At 66.6% G+C, this 14,701-nt stretch carries 15 protein-coding genes; 1 reads left to right on the forward strand and 14 read right to left on the reverse strand.

Annotated elements, in window-relative coordinates; genetic code table 11:
- Window positions 1-4 precede the first annotated feature (4 nt).
- From glmU to GBG68_RS07435, 4 genes are all read right to left on the reverse strand, one after another.
- Entirely contained in the window at window positions 5-1,366 is a 1,362-nt protein-coding gene (glmU, locus tag GBG68_RS07420) for a bifunctional UDP-N-acetylglucosamine diphosphorylase/glucosamine-1-phosphate N-acetyltransferase GlmU (protein ID WP_152146305.1), read from the reverse strand.
- 302 nt (window positions 1,367-1,668) lie between these two features.
- Window positions 1,669-2,832 (reverse strand): molybdopterin-synthase adenylyltransferase MoeB, encoded by a 1,164-nt coding sequence (moeB, locus tag GBG68_RS14640; RefSeq protein ID WP_152146306.1) that lies wholly within the window; start codon window positions 2,830-2,832, stop codon window positions 1,669-1,671.
- 28 nt (window positions 2,833-2,860) lie between these two features.
- Window positions 2,861-4,048: a YcaO-like family protein gene (locus GBG68_RS07430; RefSeq protein WP_152146307.1), complete on the reverse strand. Its 1,188-nt coding sequence runs from the start codon at window positions 4,046-4,048 to the stop codon at window positions 2,861-2,863.
- Window positions 4,045-5,541 carry a TfuA-like protein gene (locus tag GBG68_RS07435; protein ID WP_193222256.1) on the reverse strand — a complete coding sequence of 499 codons (1,497 nt, stop codon included), beginning with the start codon at window positions 5,539-5,541 and terminating at the stop codon, window positions 4,045-4,047. The genes GBG68_RS07430 and GBG68_RS07435 overlap by 4 nt, the downstream gene beginning before the upstream one ends.
- A gap of 550 nt (window positions 5,542-6,091) precedes the next feature.
- Here GBG68_RS07435 and idi point away from each other — a divergent pair.
- Entirely contained in the window at window positions 6,092-6,634 is a 543-nt protein-coding gene (idi, locus tag GBG68_RS07440; RefSeq protein ID WP_152146309.1) for an isopentenyl-diphosphate Delta-isomerase, read from the forward strand.
- A gap of 88 nt (window positions 6,635-6,722) precedes the next feature.
- Here idi and GBG68_RS07445 read toward each other — a convergent pair whose 3' ends face one another.
- From GBG68_RS07445 to GBG68_RS07490, 10 genes are all read right to left on the reverse strand, one after another.
- A complete protein-coding gene (locus GBG68_RS07445) occupies window positions 6,723-7,148 on the reverse strand; it encodes a F0F1 ATP synthase subunit epsilon (RefSeq protein WP_152146310.1) in 426 nt (141 codons plus the stop codon).
- 18 nt (window positions 7,149-7,166) lie between these two features.
- Entirely contained in the window at window positions 7,167-8,543 is a 1,377-nt protein-coding gene (gene atpD, locus GBG68_RS07450) for a F0F1 ATP synthase subunit beta (RefSeq protein ID WP_152146311.1), read from the reverse strand.
- A 33-nt stretch (window positions 8,544-8,576) separates the two neighbouring features.
- Window positions 8,577-9,437 (reverse strand): F0F1 ATP synthase subunit gamma, encoded by an 861-nt coding sequence (gene atpG, locus GBG68_RS07455; RefSeq protein ID WP_152146312.1) that lies wholly within the window; start codon window positions 9,435-9,437, stop codon window positions 8,577-8,579.
- A 20-nt stretch (window positions 9,438-9,457) separates the two neighbouring features.
- A complete protein-coding gene (gene atpA, locus GBG68_RS07460; protein WP_152146313.1) occupies window positions 9,458-10,999 on the reverse strand; it encodes a F0F1 ATP synthase subunit alpha in 1,542 nt (513 codons plus the stop codon).
- A 12-nt stretch (window positions 11,000-11,011) separates the two neighbouring features.
- Window positions 11,012-11,548 carry a F0F1 ATP synthase subunit delta gene (locus GBG68_RS07465; RefSeq protein ID WP_152146314.1) on the reverse strand — a complete coding sequence of 179 codons (537 nt, stop codon included), beginning with the start codon at window positions 11,546-11,548 and terminating at the stop codon, window positions 11,012-11,014.
- 12 nt (window positions 11,549-11,560) lie between these two features.
- Window positions 11,561-12,031: a F0F1 ATP synthase subunit B gene (locus GBG68_RS07470; protein WP_152146315.1), complete on the reverse strand. Its 471-nt coding sequence runs from the start codon at window positions 12,029-12,031 to the stop codon at window positions 11,561-11,563.
- A 51-nt stretch (window positions 12,032-12,082) separates the two neighbouring features.
- Window positions 12,083-12,352: a F0F1 ATP synthase subunit C gene (gene atpE / locus GBG68_RS07475; protein WP_152146316.1), complete on the reverse strand. Its 270-nt coding sequence runs from the start codon at window positions 12,350-12,352 to the stop codon at window positions 12,083-12,085.
- A gap of 66 nt (window positions 12,353-12,418) precedes the next feature.
- A complete protein-coding gene (gene atpB, locus GBG68_RS07480; RefSeq protein ID WP_152146317.1) occupies window positions 12,419-13,189 on the reverse strand; it encodes a F0F1 ATP synthase subunit A in 771 nt (256 codons plus the stop codon).
- A 26-nt stretch (window positions 13,190-13,215) separates the two neighbouring features.
- Entirely contained in the window at window positions 13,216-13,554 is a 339-nt protein-coding gene (locus tag GBG68_RS07485) for an ATP synthase subunit I (protein WP_193222257.1), read from the reverse strand.
- A 272-nt stretch (window positions 13,555-13,826) separates the two neighbouring features.
- Window positions 13,827-14,678, reverse strand: coding sequence for a ParB/RepB/Spo0J family partition protein (locus GBG68_RS07490; protein ID WP_152146319.1), 852 nt, complete (start codon window positions 14,676-14,678; stop codon window positions 13,827-13,829).
- Between the last annotated feature and the right edge of the window lie 23 nt (window positions 14,679-14,701).

The following is a 14,701-nucleotide window of genomic DNA, read 5'->3' on the forward strand; positions in this document are numbered from 1 at the left end:
GGTTTCAATCCTCGTTCTTTCGCGGACGGCGCCAGCCGCGCAGGCTCTTTTGCGGGGCGCGTGTCAGGGTCAGGGCATCGGCCGGGGCGTTCTTGCCGATGGTGGAGCCGGCGCCGATGGTCGCCCCCTCGCCAATGCGCACCGGCGCGACCAGCTGGGTGCCGGAGCCGATGAAGGCGCCGGCGCCGATCTCGGTGCGGTGCTTGTTGGCGCCGTCATAATTGCAGGTAATGGTGCCGGCGCCGATGTTGGTGCCCGCACCCACCTCGGCGTCGCCAATGTAGCTCAGGTGATTGACCTTGGCGCCCTCGCCAAGGCGCGTCTGTTTGGTCTCGACGAAGTTGCCCACCTTGGCGCCGCGCGCCAGCTCGCTGCCCGGGCGCAGGCGCGCGTAGGGGCCGATGCGACACTCGGCGGCGAGCCGCGCGCCGTCGATGACACTATGGGACTCTATCCGGCAGCCATCGCCGATGTCCGCGTTACGGATCACGCAATGGGGACCGATCTCCACATTGTGGCCCAGGCGCACCGTGCCTTCGAAGACACAGCCCACGTCCAGGTAGCAGTCGCGGCCGGTGCTGAGCGTGCCGCGCAGGTCGAAACGGGCGGGGTCCGCCAGGGCCACGCCCTCGCGCATCAGCCGCTGGGCGGCGCGGCGCTGGTAGGCGCGCTCGAGGCGGGCGAGCTGCACCCGGTCGTTGCAGCCCTGAACCTCGTCCGCATCCGCCGCGCTCACCGCCTCCACGCAGAGCCCCTCACCCACCGCGCGCTCTATGATGTCGGTCAGGTAGTACTCACCCTGGGCATTGTCGTTGGAAAGACTGCCCAGCCAGCGGCGCAGGGGCTCGGCGGGGGCCACCAACAGCCCGGTGTTGCACTCCTTGATCGCCAACTCCCGGGGGCTGGCGTCCTTCTGCTCGACGATGCGCTGCACGCCCCGGTCGTCGCGGACGATGCGGCCATAGCCGTGGGGGTCGTCCAGCGTGACGGTGAGCAGGTTCACCCCTTGGGGGTTGGGCTCCACCAGCCGGGCGAGGGTCTCGGCGCTCACCAGGGGCACATCGCCATAGAGCACCAGCACCCGGTGATCGTCGGGAATGGCGGGCAGGGCCTGATTCACCGCATGACCGGTGCCTAGCTGCCTGGCCTGCTCCACCCAGCTTACCGGCGCGCCTCGCAGAGCGGCACGCACCCGCTCGCCGCCGTGACCGTAGACCACATGGATGGCGGCGGGCTTGAGGCGTTCGGCGGTTTCCACCACATGCGCGAGCATCGGCCGGCCGGCCAGGCGATGCGCCACCTTGGGCAGATCAGAGCGCATGCGGGTGCCGCGGCCGGCGGCTAGGATGACGACGCTGAGCTTCATGGAGTCCCCTGAAAACCACTGCCCGCTGGCCGGGCCAGCGGGCGCTTGGAGTTTGCTGTCCGATATGCGTCCGCGCGGGCGAACGACAAGGTCCGGAAAAATGGGATGATGTTACCGCATGGCGGGGTTGCGGCGGAAATCAACCATGACATCCGACCACCCGCCCACGCGCTTCCGACCAGCCATCTCCGCGACACGCAAGCCGGCACTGGCCAACGGGGACCGGCCGCAGTCGCTGCCGCGGGTGGCGGGAGGCTGAGGCAAGCTGCCCACGGTATACAAACCAAGCCAGGAGGAGCGGCTCAATAACGCGGCATGTCCGGCTCGATGCGGGCCGCCCAGGCGTCGATGCCGCCGGCGAGGTTGACCACCCGCTCGCGGCCCTGCTCGCGCAACAGCAGGGCAATGCGTTGGCTGCGCCCGCCCTGGTGGCAGTACACCACCACCGTGCGATCCGCCGGCAAGTCCTCCAGCCGCCCGGCCACCTCGCCCATGGGGATGTGCAGACTGCCGGCGATATGGCAAATGGCCCGCTCATGGGGCTCGCGCACATCCAGCAGCAGGGGCGCACCGGCGTCTTGCTCGGCCCGCACCCGCTCCGCGCTCCATTGGGGAATGCCCTCTTCCTCGTCCGCCCTATCCGGCGACGCGGCGGCACAGAACACCGGATAACGCTCCGCGTCGAGGCCGTTGATGCGCGGGCGCTCGCCGCACAGCGGGCAGTCCGGATCGCGACGCAGCCTGATGCTGCGGGTCTGCATGGCGAGCGCATCCACCAGCAACAAGCGCTCGCGCATGCTCTCGCCGATGCCCGCCAGCTGCTTGATCGCCTCGATGGCCTGCAGGCTGCCGATGATCCCGCAGATCGCCCCCAGCACACCGGCCTCGCCGCAGTTGGGCACGCTGCCCGGCTCCGGCGGTTCCGGGAACAGGCAACGGTAACAAGGCCCGCCGGCGGCCGGGTGAAACAGCGCCAGCTGCCCCTCGAAGCGGGAAATACTGCCGTACACCAGGGGCTTGCCGGCCAGATACGCCGCATCGGTGTTCAGATAACGGGTGGAGAAATTGTCCGAGCCGTCCACGATCAAATCATACTCGGCGAACAGCGCCAGGGCATTGTCCGGTGTCACCCCGTCCGGGTGCAGGCGCACGCGGATGTGGGAATTCAACGCCGCGATGCGGTCCCGCGCCGACTCGATCTTGGGCCGGTCGATATCCGCCTCGCCATGGAGAATCTGGCGCTGCAGATTGTGCGCCTCCACGGTATCGAAATCCGCCAATCCCAGGGTGCCGACACCGGCCGCGGCCAGGTACAGGGCCACGGGGCTGCCCAGCCCGCCGGCGCCGATCACCAGCACCCGGCTCGCCCGTAGAGCCAGCTGGCCGTCCAGGCCGAATTCGGCCAGGCGCAGGTGGCGGCTGTAACGCAGCATTTCCTCAGGGCTCAGGGGGTTTTGCTCTGTCATCGATTCGTCCCTATCGGCGTGCGCGACCTCAAAGGACCGCGCGGTTGAAGCGCAGGGCCGGCGCGATCAGCTTGATCACCGGAAGGCCGAAGCGCGGCTTGCTCAGATCGAAACTGTACACCGGTCCAAGCCCCGCCTGGGCCATGGCGTCCAGCAGTGCCTGGTGAACCTGGAAAAGATCCCCCCGAGGGGCGGATACCGCCTCGCGCACGTCGGCCCAACGGGCATTGGGGCGCAGGGCGTCGAAGTCGCGGTAGGCCGCCTCTTCCCGAGTGTTGCGCGCCCGATACACTGGCTTGTCCATGATGTCTTCCCGGGAGCCGTGGATGCAGATGGCCCGGGCCTGGGCGGCCTCGGTGATGGCGACGGCGGCGGCGCTCGTCGGGTCGCTATGGCAGCCGTAGCCCGGGTTCAGGGTGGACATGGCACTGAAGGGCGCGCGGTTGAGCAATACTGCCCAGAAGGTGTGCACCGGCAGGGGACCGGGCACGGCCATCAGCACCAGCTCGCTGTCTGCGGCGCGTATTCGCTGGTGGAGTTCCAGCAGCAGCGGTTCGTCCACCGTGCGCATATCCACCACCCGGACTGCCTCGCGGATGCGCGGCTTGCCGTCCACGCTCAGCCGCGACACCGCATCCCGCTCGATCAATTCATAGAGCGCGTGCAGGCTGGCCTCCACCGGGTGATTGCCGCTGGCAAGCCCGTTGGTGGACGTGGCGCACAGCGCGGGCTCGCAAAAGTACACTGCGCTGGCGGGCACCTGCACCACGCCTCCCGAGATCAGATCCCGGCCTTCGGTCCAGTACAGCTGGCGCCGGTCGCTGTAATGATTACCCAACGCTTCGCTCAGGGCCTCCGGGTGCAGGGGCCGTGCGCCTTCGGCGGCGAGCCGCGCGGCACTGGCCCGGCGCAGCCGCTGGGGTTCGGGCGTTTCCGCATGATACAGCTCGATGGACGCCATCAATGCGGCGACCCGGGCTTGATCGGGCTCCATGCCCTTGCCGCCGGAGATCTGCAACACCGGCGAATGGGGCCGGGTGGCGCAGAACACCGGAATCCCCAGGCAATCCAGCCCGGTGATGTCCAGGCAGCGGGTAATGCCCATATTGGCGAGCATGGGCTTGATCCGCGCCAGGGTCCGCGCCGGCGCCACCAGGCGCTGGGTGCCGTGGCGGGAATCCGCCGCCTGGCCTGGTATCACACGCTGTTCGTTCATGGGCTCAGCTCCGCATGGGCGGGGAGCCGGCGCCCGGCCTCGCCACTCAATTGCATACGGGCGAGCAGTGCGGAATCCGCGCTCCAGCTCGCCCAGCCTAACCAGACCGGCCCCTGGGCCACCAACCAGTCCGCCAGTGCCCGCTCCGCCACCAGACGGCGCAGCTGTTGCCCGCCGCGACCAGCCGCCGCAGCCGCTTGATCCGGCCTGAGCCCCAGCGCCTCCCAGGCCTCGGCCAGCACCGCGTCGGGGCAGGCTATACCCTCACCCTGCGCCCAATCGGCCAGCAGCCGGTATTCGGCCAAGCGCAGTCGCAGGCCGGGGTCGGCCGCTTGCGCCAGCACTATCCCGGGCACGCTTGCCGAGGGACTCAGCGCAAAGTCCCCGGCCTCGGCCAGCAACCCACGCAGCAGCGGATAATCGTCCCGGGGCACGAGCCCCGCGCGCGCCGGGTCGGCCAGCGCCCATTCGAGGCGCGCATAAGCGCCCACGCCGTCGTGAAATTCCGCCTCGGTGAGGCCATTGGCGCGCAGCCAATCGGCGCGCTCGCCGCTCACGAAGCGGGCCTCCCAGGCACGCCGGTAATCCTCGGCGAACCCGGCCGGACAGACGACGCCACGGGCCTCCAGGGCGCGCTCCAGTAAAAACGCCTTGCTCACGGCCGATACCAGATCCGCCAGCCGCGCCGGCTCCGCCGCCAGCAGCTTCAGCGCCACCGTGCCCGGATAAAGATGTCCGTCCGCACGCCATAGCCCGCGGCGCAGATGCGCCGCCGCGCGGAACTGCTCGGCGCTTGCGGCACAGCGCGCCGGGACGGCCCAGCGCACGGGCGGCCGCGCCGGCTCGCCGGCCCGTTTCAGGGCGCGACGGGCGTCCTCGGCCTTCAGGTCCGGCGCCCGCTCACGCAGATACTCGGCAAGCGCATCGACCCGGGGCCAGGCCTGCGCCCGCGCATGGCGCAGCAAGCGGGCGGTGGAGCGATACCCGTAGAAGGTATTGCGGGCAAGCGTTAACAGCGATTCAGTCTGCGCGGGGGTCAGCAGGCCCTCGGCCTGGGCGCCGGCAAGGGCGTGGCGGATATTCACCAGAGGCAGCGACAAAGCCCGCCACGGCGGCTCGGCGGCATGCATCAGCGCCACCTCGTCATCGCCTTCAATGTGTCCGTCACGGTACCACTGGAACACCTGGCCCACGCCCTCCATGCCGTAAGGGTGCAGCTCCGCGGCGCGCAGCGCGCCCATGCTGGCCGCGCCGATCACCCGAATACCACGCTCCAGCGCCTCGAGCAGCTCCCGTTGCCACACGGGGGTGACGGCGTCGAAGAGCCCGTCGATGAGCACGAGGGTGTGCACCCCCGAGCCCATGAGCCGATAGACATCGCCCAGGCGCACCGGCGGGTAGTAATTGGCGCCGGGCAGCAGCGCTTTCGCCTCCGACAGCGGCAGGCTGGGGCCGAGGAACACGGCACGCGGGCGGGCGGGGTCATAGTGCATGTACGTACCAGTGCAGTTGCCAGCGTTCAACCCGCCACAGGCCATGGCCTTGCGGGGTGCTGCGCTGCTCCCCCGGCTGCGGGCGGCCAGCGCGGAATCTGGTGCAGATCGTAGCCGGTGTGCAGCACCAGCGGGCCGCGGCGGGTATTCCATACCTGGGCTGGGGCGGGCTCCGAGGCGCGCCTTGGTTCGTGCCAGGGGCAAATACCCCAGGGCGGCGGACAACGGGCGCCTTCGGCCAGCGCAGAGTAGCAAAATTGGCGTCCGCAATGTGGCACAAGGCTAGCCGGCGGGGCCGACGGCTCGGCCACCGAGGCGGCGTAGCGCGCATCGAGACAAGCCGCGGTGCGCAAGCTGTGGAAGTGCTCGCCGGAACGTCCCGGCGCCTGTTCGCGCAACCCGTCGACGCGGGCCACCCGCGGGCTACATTCGGCGGGCGTCCGCCGCGGTGGACAAGGATAAGGACCGGCGGCGCGATGGGTGTTGTGCTTTTCCGGCAAGGCGCGATGATGGTAGACCCAATCGCCGCCTTGGCCGAGGAGCCCCGCCGATGAACGATGCCGCCGAACGGGTCCTGCTGGTGGACGCCCAGGACCGGGTACTCGGCACCCGCGGGAAGCTGCAGGCCCACCGCGAGGGCGCCCTGCACCGGGCCTTTTCCCTGCTGCTGTTCGACGATCAGCAGCGCTTGCTGCTGCAGCGCCGAGCGCTGAGCAAATACCATTGCGCCGGGCTTTGGAGCAACACCTGCTGCAGCCACCCGCGCCCGGGCGAGGCCACGGACGCCGCCGTGGCCCGGCGGCTGGACGAGGAGCTCGGGATGCGGGCCGAGGCACACTTCGCCTACTCCTTCCAATACCGCGCGGCGCTTGCCGGCGGCCTGGTGGAGCACGAACTGGACCACGTCTACCTGGGCCGCGCCCAGGGAACGACGCGCCCCGACCCGGCCGAGGTCATGGACTTGCGCTATGAGTCACTGCCCACGCTGAGGCAGGCCATCGAACAACGGCCCCAGGACTACACTCCCTGGCTGGCATTGATCCTCCAAGACCCCCGTCTCGAGGAATCACTGACCAAGGCCGGGATCGTCTGAATCGCGCTTAACGTCCTACACCACCATCAGCACAAAAAAACGCCACCCGAGGGTGGCGTTTTCGATGGCCATCCGCTTCCGAGGAAGCTCAGCGACCGAGGGTCTTGCGTACCCGCTGCAGGGTGCGAAGCTGGGCCGCCGCCTCGGCCAACTGGGCCTGAGCGGTGGCGTACTCAATCTTCGCGTCCTGGTTCTTCATGGCCTCTTCGGCGCGCTTGATCGCCTCCTGGGCCGCGGCTTCGTCCAGATCCTTGGCGCGGGTCGCGGCATCCGCGAGCACCGTTACCACGTGGGGCTGCACTTCCATCAGACCGCCGGAGACATAGAAGAACTGCTCCTCGCCACCCTGGGCGCGCACCATGACTTCACCCGGCTTGAGCTGAGCGAGCATGGGCATATGGCGGGGCAAGATGCCCACCTCGCCCTCGGCGGCACGGGCCAGGATGAACTCGGCGGTACCCGAATACACCTCTTCTTCCGCGCTTACGATATTCACATGCATGGTCATGGCCATGAGCCTGCCCACCCTGTCTTAAAGTGTGTTCGCCTTCTCGACGGCTTCCTCGATGGTGCCGACCATGTAGAAGGCCTGCTCCGGCAGGTGATCGTACTCGCCATCGACGATGCCCTGGAAACCACGGATGGTGTCCTTGAGCGAGACGTACTTGCCGGGGGCGCCGGTGAACACTTCCGCCACGAAGAAGGGCTGGGAGAGGAAGCGTTGGATCTTGCGCGCCCGGGAGACGATCTGCTTGTCCTCTTCGGACAGCTCGTCCATGCCCAGGATCGCAATGATGTCCTTCAGCTCCTTGTAGCGCTGCAGGGTACCCTGCACGGCGCGGGCGGTGTTGTAGTGCTCCTCGCCGATGACCAGCGGGTCCAGCTGTCGGGAGGTGGAATCCAGCGGGTCCACCGCCGGGTAGATACCCAACGAGGCGATGTCGCGGGAGAGCACCACGGTCGCGTCCAGATGGGCGAAGGTGGTGGCCGGGGACGGGTCGGTCAGGTCATCCGCGGGCACGTATACGGCCTGGATGGAGGTGATCGAACCGGTCTTGGTGGAGGTGATGCGCTCCTGCAGCACGCCCATTTCCTCGGCCAGGGTCGGCTGGTAACCCACCGCGGAGGGCATGCGGCCCAGCAGCGCGGAAACCTCGGTGCCGGCCAGGGTGTAGCGGTAGATGTTGTCCACGAACAGCAGCACGTCGCGGCCTTCGTCGCGGAAGTACTCGGCCATGGTCAGGCCGGTCAGCGCCACGCGCAGGCGGTTGCCCGGCGGCTCGTTCATCTGGCCGTAGACCAGTGCCACCTTGTCGAGGACGTTGGAGTCCTTCATCTCGTGGTAGAAGTCGTTACCCTCACGGGTACGCTCACCCACGCCGGCGAACACGGAGTAGCCGCTGTGCTCGATGGCGATGTTGCGGATCAGCTCCATCATGTTGACGGTCTTGCCCACACCGGCGCCGCCGAACAGGCCGACCTTGCCGCCCTTGGCGAAGGGGCAGATCAGGTCGATGACCTTGATGCCGGTCTCCAGCAGCTCCTGGCTGGCGGCCTGCTCCTCGTAGGAGGGGGCGTCGCGATGGATCGCCCAGACGTCTTCGTTACCAATCTCGCCGGCTTCGTCGATGGGCCGACCCAGCACGTCCATGATCCGGCCCAGGGTCTTCTTGCCCACGGGCACGGAGATGGGGGCGCCGGTGTTGGCCACGGCCAGGCCGCGCTTGAGGCCATCGGTGGTACCCATGGCGATGGTGCGGACCACGCCGTCACCGATCTGCTGCTGGACTTCCAGCGTCAGGCCGGCTTCTTCCACGGTCAGCGCGTCGTACACTTTCGGCACGGACTCACGGGGGAACTCCACGTCCACCACGGCGCCGATGATCTGGACAATATTTCCTGAACTCATACCAAGTTCCTCTTCAAGAATGCGTTATCCGGCTCAGACCGCTCCGGCACCGGCGACGATTTCCGACAGCTCCTGCGTAATCGCCGCCTGGCGGGCCTTGTTGTAGGCCAGCTGCAGGTCGTCGATCAGCTGTCCGGCGTTGTCGGAGGCGGCCTTCATAGCCACCATCCGCGCGGCCTGTTCGCTGGCGATGTTCTCTACCACGGACTGATACACCACCGATTCCACGTAGCGCACCAGCAACTGGTCCAGGGCCTCTGGAGCGCTGGGCTCGTAGAGGTAATCCCAGGAATGACTGCGCGCCATGTCCTCGGACGGCGGCACCGGCAGCAACTGCTCGGTGGTCGGCGCCTGGGTCATGGTGTTCACGAACTCGTTGTAGCAGAGCACCACCTTGTCCAGGGTGCCGGCCCGGTAGGCATCCAGCATCACCTTGATGGCACCGATCAGATCCTGCAGACGGGGGCGATCCCCCAGCTGCGTGGTCTGCGCCACGACATTGGCGTCGAGTCGACCGAAGAACTGCACCGCCTTGTTGCCGATCAGGCACAGATCCACATCCTGGCCCGCGTTCTGTGCCGCCTTCAGCTCGGGCAAGACCTTGCGGAACAGGTTGCTGTTCAGGCCGCCGGCCAGGCCCCGGTCGGAGGAGACGACGATGTAGCCAATCCGCTTCGCCTCCCGTTCCACCAGGAACGGGTGACGGTACTCGGGATTGGCTTGGGCCAGATGGCCGATCACCTGCCGGATCTTCTCGGCGTACGGACGCGCCGCGCTCATGCGCTGCTGGGCAGTCCGCATCTTCGAGGCCGCGACCATCTGCATCGCGGTGGTGATCTTCTGCGTGTTCTGAACGCTTTTGATCTGGGTCCGGATCTCTTTAGCACCGGCCATGGGTCACACCCCGCTATCGCTTACCAGGTTCCGGCGGACTTGAAGTCCTCGACGGCCTTGCGCAGACCGGCCTCGATGTCGGCGTTATAGTCACCGGTCTCGTTGATCTGCTTCACCAGCTCCGGCGCGTTGTTGCGCAGGTAGGCATGCAGGCCGTGCTCGAAATCGCCAACCTTCTCGATCTCCACATCATCGAGGTAGCCCTCGTTGATGGCGAACAGGGAGGCACTCATCTCGGCGATGTTCAGCGGCGAGTACTGGCCCTGTTTCATCAGCTCGGTGGCCCGCTGGCCGCGCTCCAGCTGCTTGCGGGTAGCCTCGTCCAGGTCGGACGCGAACTGGGCGAAGGCCGCGAGCTCCCGGTACTGGGCAAGTGCCAGACGGATACCGCCGCCGAGCTTCTTGATGATCTTGGTCTGGGCGGCGCCACCCACACGGGAGACCGAGATACCGGCGTTGATGGCCGGACGGATACCCGCGTTGAACAGGTCCGTCTCCAGGAAGATCTGACCGTCGGTGATGGAGATCACGTTGGTCGGCACGAAGGCGGACACGTCTCCGGCCTGGGTCTCGATGATGGGCAGCGCGGTCAAGGAACCGGTCTTGCCCTTCACTTCACCGTTGGTGAGCTTTTCCACTTCCTCGGCGTTGATGCGCGCGGCGCGCTCCAGCAGACGGGAATGCAGGTAGAAGACGTCACCCGGATACGCTTCACGGCCCGGCGGGCGGCGCAGCAGCAGGGACACCTGGCGATAGGCCCAGGCCTGCTTGGTCAGGTCGTCGTAGATGATCAGGGCGTCTTCGCCGCGGTCACGGAAGTACTCGCCCATGGCGCAACCGGCGTACGGGGCGATGAACTGCTCGGCGGCGGACTCGGAAGCGGACGCGGCGACCACGATGGTGTGTTCCATCGCGCCGTGCTCCTCGAGCTTGCGCACCACGCTGGCGATGGAAGAGGCCTTCTGGCCCACCGCCACGTAGATGCACTTAATGCCGGTGCCCTTCTGGTTGATGATCGCATCCACCGCCACGGCGGTCTTGCCGGTCTGGCGGTCGCCGATGATCAGCTCACGCTGACCACGACCGATCGGAATCATGGCGTCCACGGACTTCAGCCCGGTCTGCACCGGCTGGTCCACGGACTGACGGGAGATGACGCCCGGCGCCACTTTCTCCACCGGGGAGGTCTTGTCGGTGTTGATCGCGCCCTTGCCGTCGATGGGGTTGCCCAGCGCATCCACCACGCGGCCCAGCAGCGGCTCGCCCACCGGCACTTCCAGGATGCGTCCGGTGGTCTTTACCGAATCGCCCTCGGAAATGTGCTGGTAGTCGCCCAACACCACCGCACCCACGGAGTCGCGCTCCAGGTTCAAGGCCATGCCGAAGGTGTCGCCCGGGAATTCGAGCATCTCACCCTGCATGACGTCGGCCAGGCCGTGAATGCGCACGATGCCGTCGGTCACGCTGACCACGGTACCTTCCGTGCGCGCTTCCGCCACCACCTCGAACTTCTCGAGGCGCTGTTTGATCAGATCACTGATTTCGGTCGGATTGAGTTGCATCTCGTTATCCCCTTAGCGGCTCAAGGCGCCGGCCAGCCGTTTCAGCTTGCCTTGCACCGAACCGTCGATGACTAGGTCGCCTGCGCGAATCACTGCCCCACCCACCAGCGTCTCGTCTACCTCGGTACGGAGGTTGACGCGGCGCTCCAGGCGGCGTTCCAGGGCCTCGGCCAACTGCTTGCGCAGGTCCTCGTCCACCACTTGCGCGGTAACCAGGGTGGCATCCACGGTGCGCTCGGCCTCGGCACGCAGGGCGTAAAACTGCTCGGCGATGGCGGGCAGCAGGGTCAGCCGATCGTTTTCGATCAGCAGACGGATCAGGTTCTGCCCGTGCTCGTTGAGCTTGTCGCCGCAGATATCGAACAGCAGTTCGAGTTTCTGCTCACCGGTCAGCCGCGGGGTGCCCAGCGCGGAACGCAGATCCGGATGAGCGACCACGGTGGCGGCGAACTGCAGCATGTCGGTCCATGCTTGCAGCGCATTCTGCTCACGCGCGAGTTTGAAGACGCCCTGGGCGTAAGGCCGGGCGACGGTGTTGGTCTCCGCCATGATTGGCTTGCCTCAGAGTTGGTCGGCCAGTTCTTTGAGCATGGCGCTGTGCGCGCCGGCATCCACTTCGCGCTGGAGAATCTGCGAGGCGCCCAGCACGGCCAGGGCGGCGACCTGCTTGCGCAGCTCCGCCTTGGCCTGAGCCAGCTCCTGCTCCAGGCGCGCCTGGGCGGTCTTGTGCTCGCGATCAGCGGCCTGCCGGGCTTCGGTACGGGCCTCGTCCACGAGTCCCGCACCGCGCCGGTTGGCCTGCTCCACGATCTCCGCGGCCTGTTGCTTGGCCTCACGGATATGTTCGACCGCTTTCTGCTGCGCCAGCTCGAGTTCGTGCTGACCGCGCTCCGCAGAAGCCAACCCGTCGGCGATGCGCTTTTCACGTTCGTCCATGGCCTTCCGGATGGGCGGCCAGACGAACTTCATCGTGAACAGGATGAACACGAAGAACGTGATCCCCTGTCCGATCAGGGTTGCATTGATACCCACGGTAGTAACCCCCGTTGCTGTTCTGCGGTGTGCGCTTTCCCTGGACCTGCTTTAGCCGGTGATGGCGGCCAGCAGCGGGTTGGCGAACATCAGCAGGGCAGCGAAGGCAACACCGATGATGGCGACGGCGTCCAGCAGACCGGCGATGATGAACATCCGGCCCTGCAGCATGTTGGCAGTCTCAGGCTGGCGCGCGGCGCTTTCCAGGAATTTGCCACCCAGCATGCCAAAACCGAGGCCGGTGCCGAGGGCGGCGAAGGCGAAGATCAGGCCGATGGCCAGGGCGGTCATGCTCTGAACCTGTGCGATCAGTTCCTGCATTTTTACTCTCCAGGTTGAGTGATGGTTACAGATGGAAAAAGGGAAACGAAACCTCGGACGAGCCGATCAGTGCTCCTCGTAGGACAAACCGATGTACACGCAGCTCAGCACCATGAAGATGAAGGCCTGCAACGGAATGACGAGGATATGGAAAATGGCCCATGCGCCACCCGGCAGCCACTGCACCCACCAGGGCAACAGGGCGATCAGGATGAAGATCAGCTCGGCGGCGTAGAGGTTGCCGAACAGTCGCATGCCAAGAGAGACCGGCTTCGCCAGCGTCTCGACCAGATTGAGAATAAGGTTGAACGGAGCCAGCCACTTGCCGAAGGGATGGGTGAGCAGTTCCTTGCCGAAACCGGCAAAACCCTTGCCCTTCACCGAGTAGGTGATCATCAGCAACAGCACGGTGATGGAAAGACCAAAGGTCGCGTTCATGTCAGCGGAGGGCAGGATCCGCAGATACGGAATACCCATGGCCATGGCCAGCTCCGGCACCCAGTCCACCGGGAGCAGGTCCAGCAGGTTCCAAAACAGCACCCACATGAAGATCGTCAGTGCCAGCGGGCCGAGGAAGTCACGCGAACCGTGGAAGGCGTCTTTCACGGTGTTGTCGGCGAAACTCACCAACACTTCTATGAAGCCCTGCAATCGCCCCGGCACGCCGGAGTGCATCTTGCGCGCAACGGAATAGAACAGCCCCAGGAACAGCAGACCGGTGACCCAGGAGAAAATCAGGGTATCGATGTTCAGTGTCCAGAAACCGCCATCGCCAATGGACAGCGTCAGGTGCTGGAGATGATGCTGAACATAATCGGTGGGCGAATCTGCGGCCATACCATGAATCCCGTCTTGTAGATCGTTCAGTCAAAACTGCCGCGCCAGGCCAGCCAATAACCCAGCAGCAAGGTCGCGGCAAAGCTTGTAATCACGGGAACCACCTGGTCCCTGAAGGCGATGACGGCTAGAGAGACGAGCACCGCCGTAAGCAGGAACTTCATCGCTTCGGCTCGGTACAGGGCGCCCAGGGCGGCCTCCGGGTCCGCCTCCGCATTGCGGGCGAACACCTTGATGGCGAAGTAGAAGCTCAACATCACACTGATCCCGCCACCGGCCAGCGCAGCCAATCCGGCGCGCGGCCCCCCGGCGACGAGCCAGAGTACCGCCCCGATCAGTCCGATCGCGATCTGCAGGCGTAACACCCGCCGAACCACTTGCCTGAGCACGCTTCCCCCGTGTTCGTCGGCCGCCGGACCTCTCAGAGGCGGGCGAAGTATAATTAACTGAACCCGCAGGTTCAATGGCTTCATGCACTTAAGTCGACAGGGATCCATCCCCGAGGCGCTGCGGCAGCCCGGCCCTGGTCGGACAAACGGAGCCGTGGCGAACAACCGCCGCCCTTTGCGAGGGCGCCGCCGCGGTGGAAGGCCCTCTGGCCACCGCCCCGGGGAATCGTTCCCTGCGTCGCGGGCAGCTACTGGATGTGCTCGAGAATGCCGTCCAGCTCGTCCAGGCTGGTGTACTCGATCACCAGCTTGCCGCGCCCCTTGGCGTTGTGCTGAATCTTGACCGCGGCGCCCAGGCGCTCGCCCAGTTCGTCCTGCAAGCGGCGCAGGTCCGGGTCCACGGCCTTGGGGCGCGGAGCGGTTTCGCCCTCCAGGAGCTTGCGCACCAGCGCTTCGGTGGCACGCACGGTCAGGCCTCGCTCGGCCACCTGCAGCGCCGCACGGGCCTGCTCGGGCTGGGGCAGAGCCGCCAGTGCCCGGGCATGGCCCATTTCCAGGCGCCGCTCGGCCACCAGCCGCTTGACCTCCGGGGCCAGTTCCAGCAGGCGCAGCAGGTTGCTCACGCTGGCCCGGGAACGGCCCACGGCATCGGCGACCCGCTGGTGGGTCATGCCGAATTCATCGGTCAAACGATGCAGGGCGGCGGCTTCTTCCAGGGGGTTGAGGTCTTCGCGCTGGATGTTCTCGATCAGCGCCACCGCGACGGCAGCCTCGTCGGGGATATCGCGGACCAGCGCCGGAATCTCCGCAAGCCCCGCCAGTTGGGCGGCACGCCAGCGGCGCTCGCCGGCGACGATCTCATAGCGATCTTCGCTCAGGGGCCGGACGACGATGGGCTGCACCACCCCCTGGGCCTTGATGGAGTCGGCCAGCTCCTGCAGTGCGGCGGGGTCGAATTCGGTGCGCGGCTGGTAGCGCCCGCGTACCAGAAACTCCACGGGGAGGGACTTCAGTTCGCCCCGGTCATCCAGGCCATCGTAGCCCGCGTCTCCGAGCAGCTCATCGAGTCCCCGGTCCAGTCCCCGTCGCTTGGCGGCCATGTGCTTGTTCTCCTGCGGTCCTT

The sequence above is a fragment of the Alkalilimnicola sp. S0819 genome, from assembly GCF_009295635.1.
Taxonomy (GTDB): domain Bacteria; phylum Pseudomonadota; class Gammaproteobacteria; order Nitrococcales; family WHIW01; genus S0819.

What these genes read in the sequence shown, in the direction of transcription:
- atpD (WP_152146311.1), bottom strand. Translation starts at nt 8,543, where the DNA reads ATGAGTTCAGGAAATATTGTCCAGATCATCGGCGCCGTGGTGGACGTG.
- GBG68_RS07430 (WP_152146307.1), bottom strand. Translation starts at nt 4,048, where the DNA reads ATGAACGAACAGCGTGTGATACCAGGCCAGGCGGCGGATTCCCGCCAC.
- glmU (WP_152146305.1), bottom strand. Translation starts at nt 1,366, where the DNA reads ATGAAGCTCAGCGTCGTCATCCTAGCCGCCGGCCGCGGCACCCGCATG.
- idi (WP_152146309.1), top strand. Translation starts at nt 6,092, where the DNA reads ATGAACGATGCCGCCGAACGGGTCCTGCTGGTGGACGCCCAGGACCGG.
- atpA (WP_152146313.1), bottom strand. Translation starts at nt 10,999, where the DNA reads ATGCAACTCAATCCGACCGAAATCAGTGATCTGATCAAACAGCGCCTC.
- GBG68_RS07465 (WP_152146314.1), bottom strand. Translation starts at nt 11,548, where the DNA reads ATGGCGGAGACCAACACCGTCGCCCGGCCTTACGCCCAGGGCGTCTTC.
- moeB (WP_152146306.1), bottom strand. Translation starts at nt 2,832, where the DNA reads ATGACAGAGCAAAACCCCCTGAGCCCTGAGGAAATGCTGCGTTACAGC.
- atpG (WP_152146312.1), bottom strand. Translation starts at nt 9,437, where the DNA reads ATGGCCGGTGCTAAAGAGATCCGGACCCAGATCAAAAGCGTTCAGAAC.
- atpB (WP_152146317.1), bottom strand. Translation starts at nt 13,189, where the DNA reads ATGGCCGCAGATTCGCCCACCGATTATGTTCAGCATCATCTCCAGCAC.
- atpE (WP_152146316.1), bottom strand. Translation starts at nt 12,352, where the DNA reads ATGCAGGAACTGATCGCACAGGTTCAGAGCATGACCGCCCTGGCCATC.
- GBG68_RS07490 (WP_152146319.1), bottom strand. Translation starts at nt 14,678, where the DNA reads ATGGCCGCCAAGCGACGGGGACTGGACCGGGGACTCGATGAGCTGCTC.
- GBG68_RS07445 (WP_152146310.1), bottom strand. Translation starts at nt 7,148, where the DNA reads ATGGCCATGACCATGCATGTGAATATCGTAAGCGCGGAAGAAGAGGTG.
- GBG68_RS07435 (WP_193222256.1), bottom strand. Translation starts at nt 5,541, where the DNA reads ATGCACTATGACCCCGCCCGCCCGCGTGCCGTGTTCCTCGGCCCCAGC.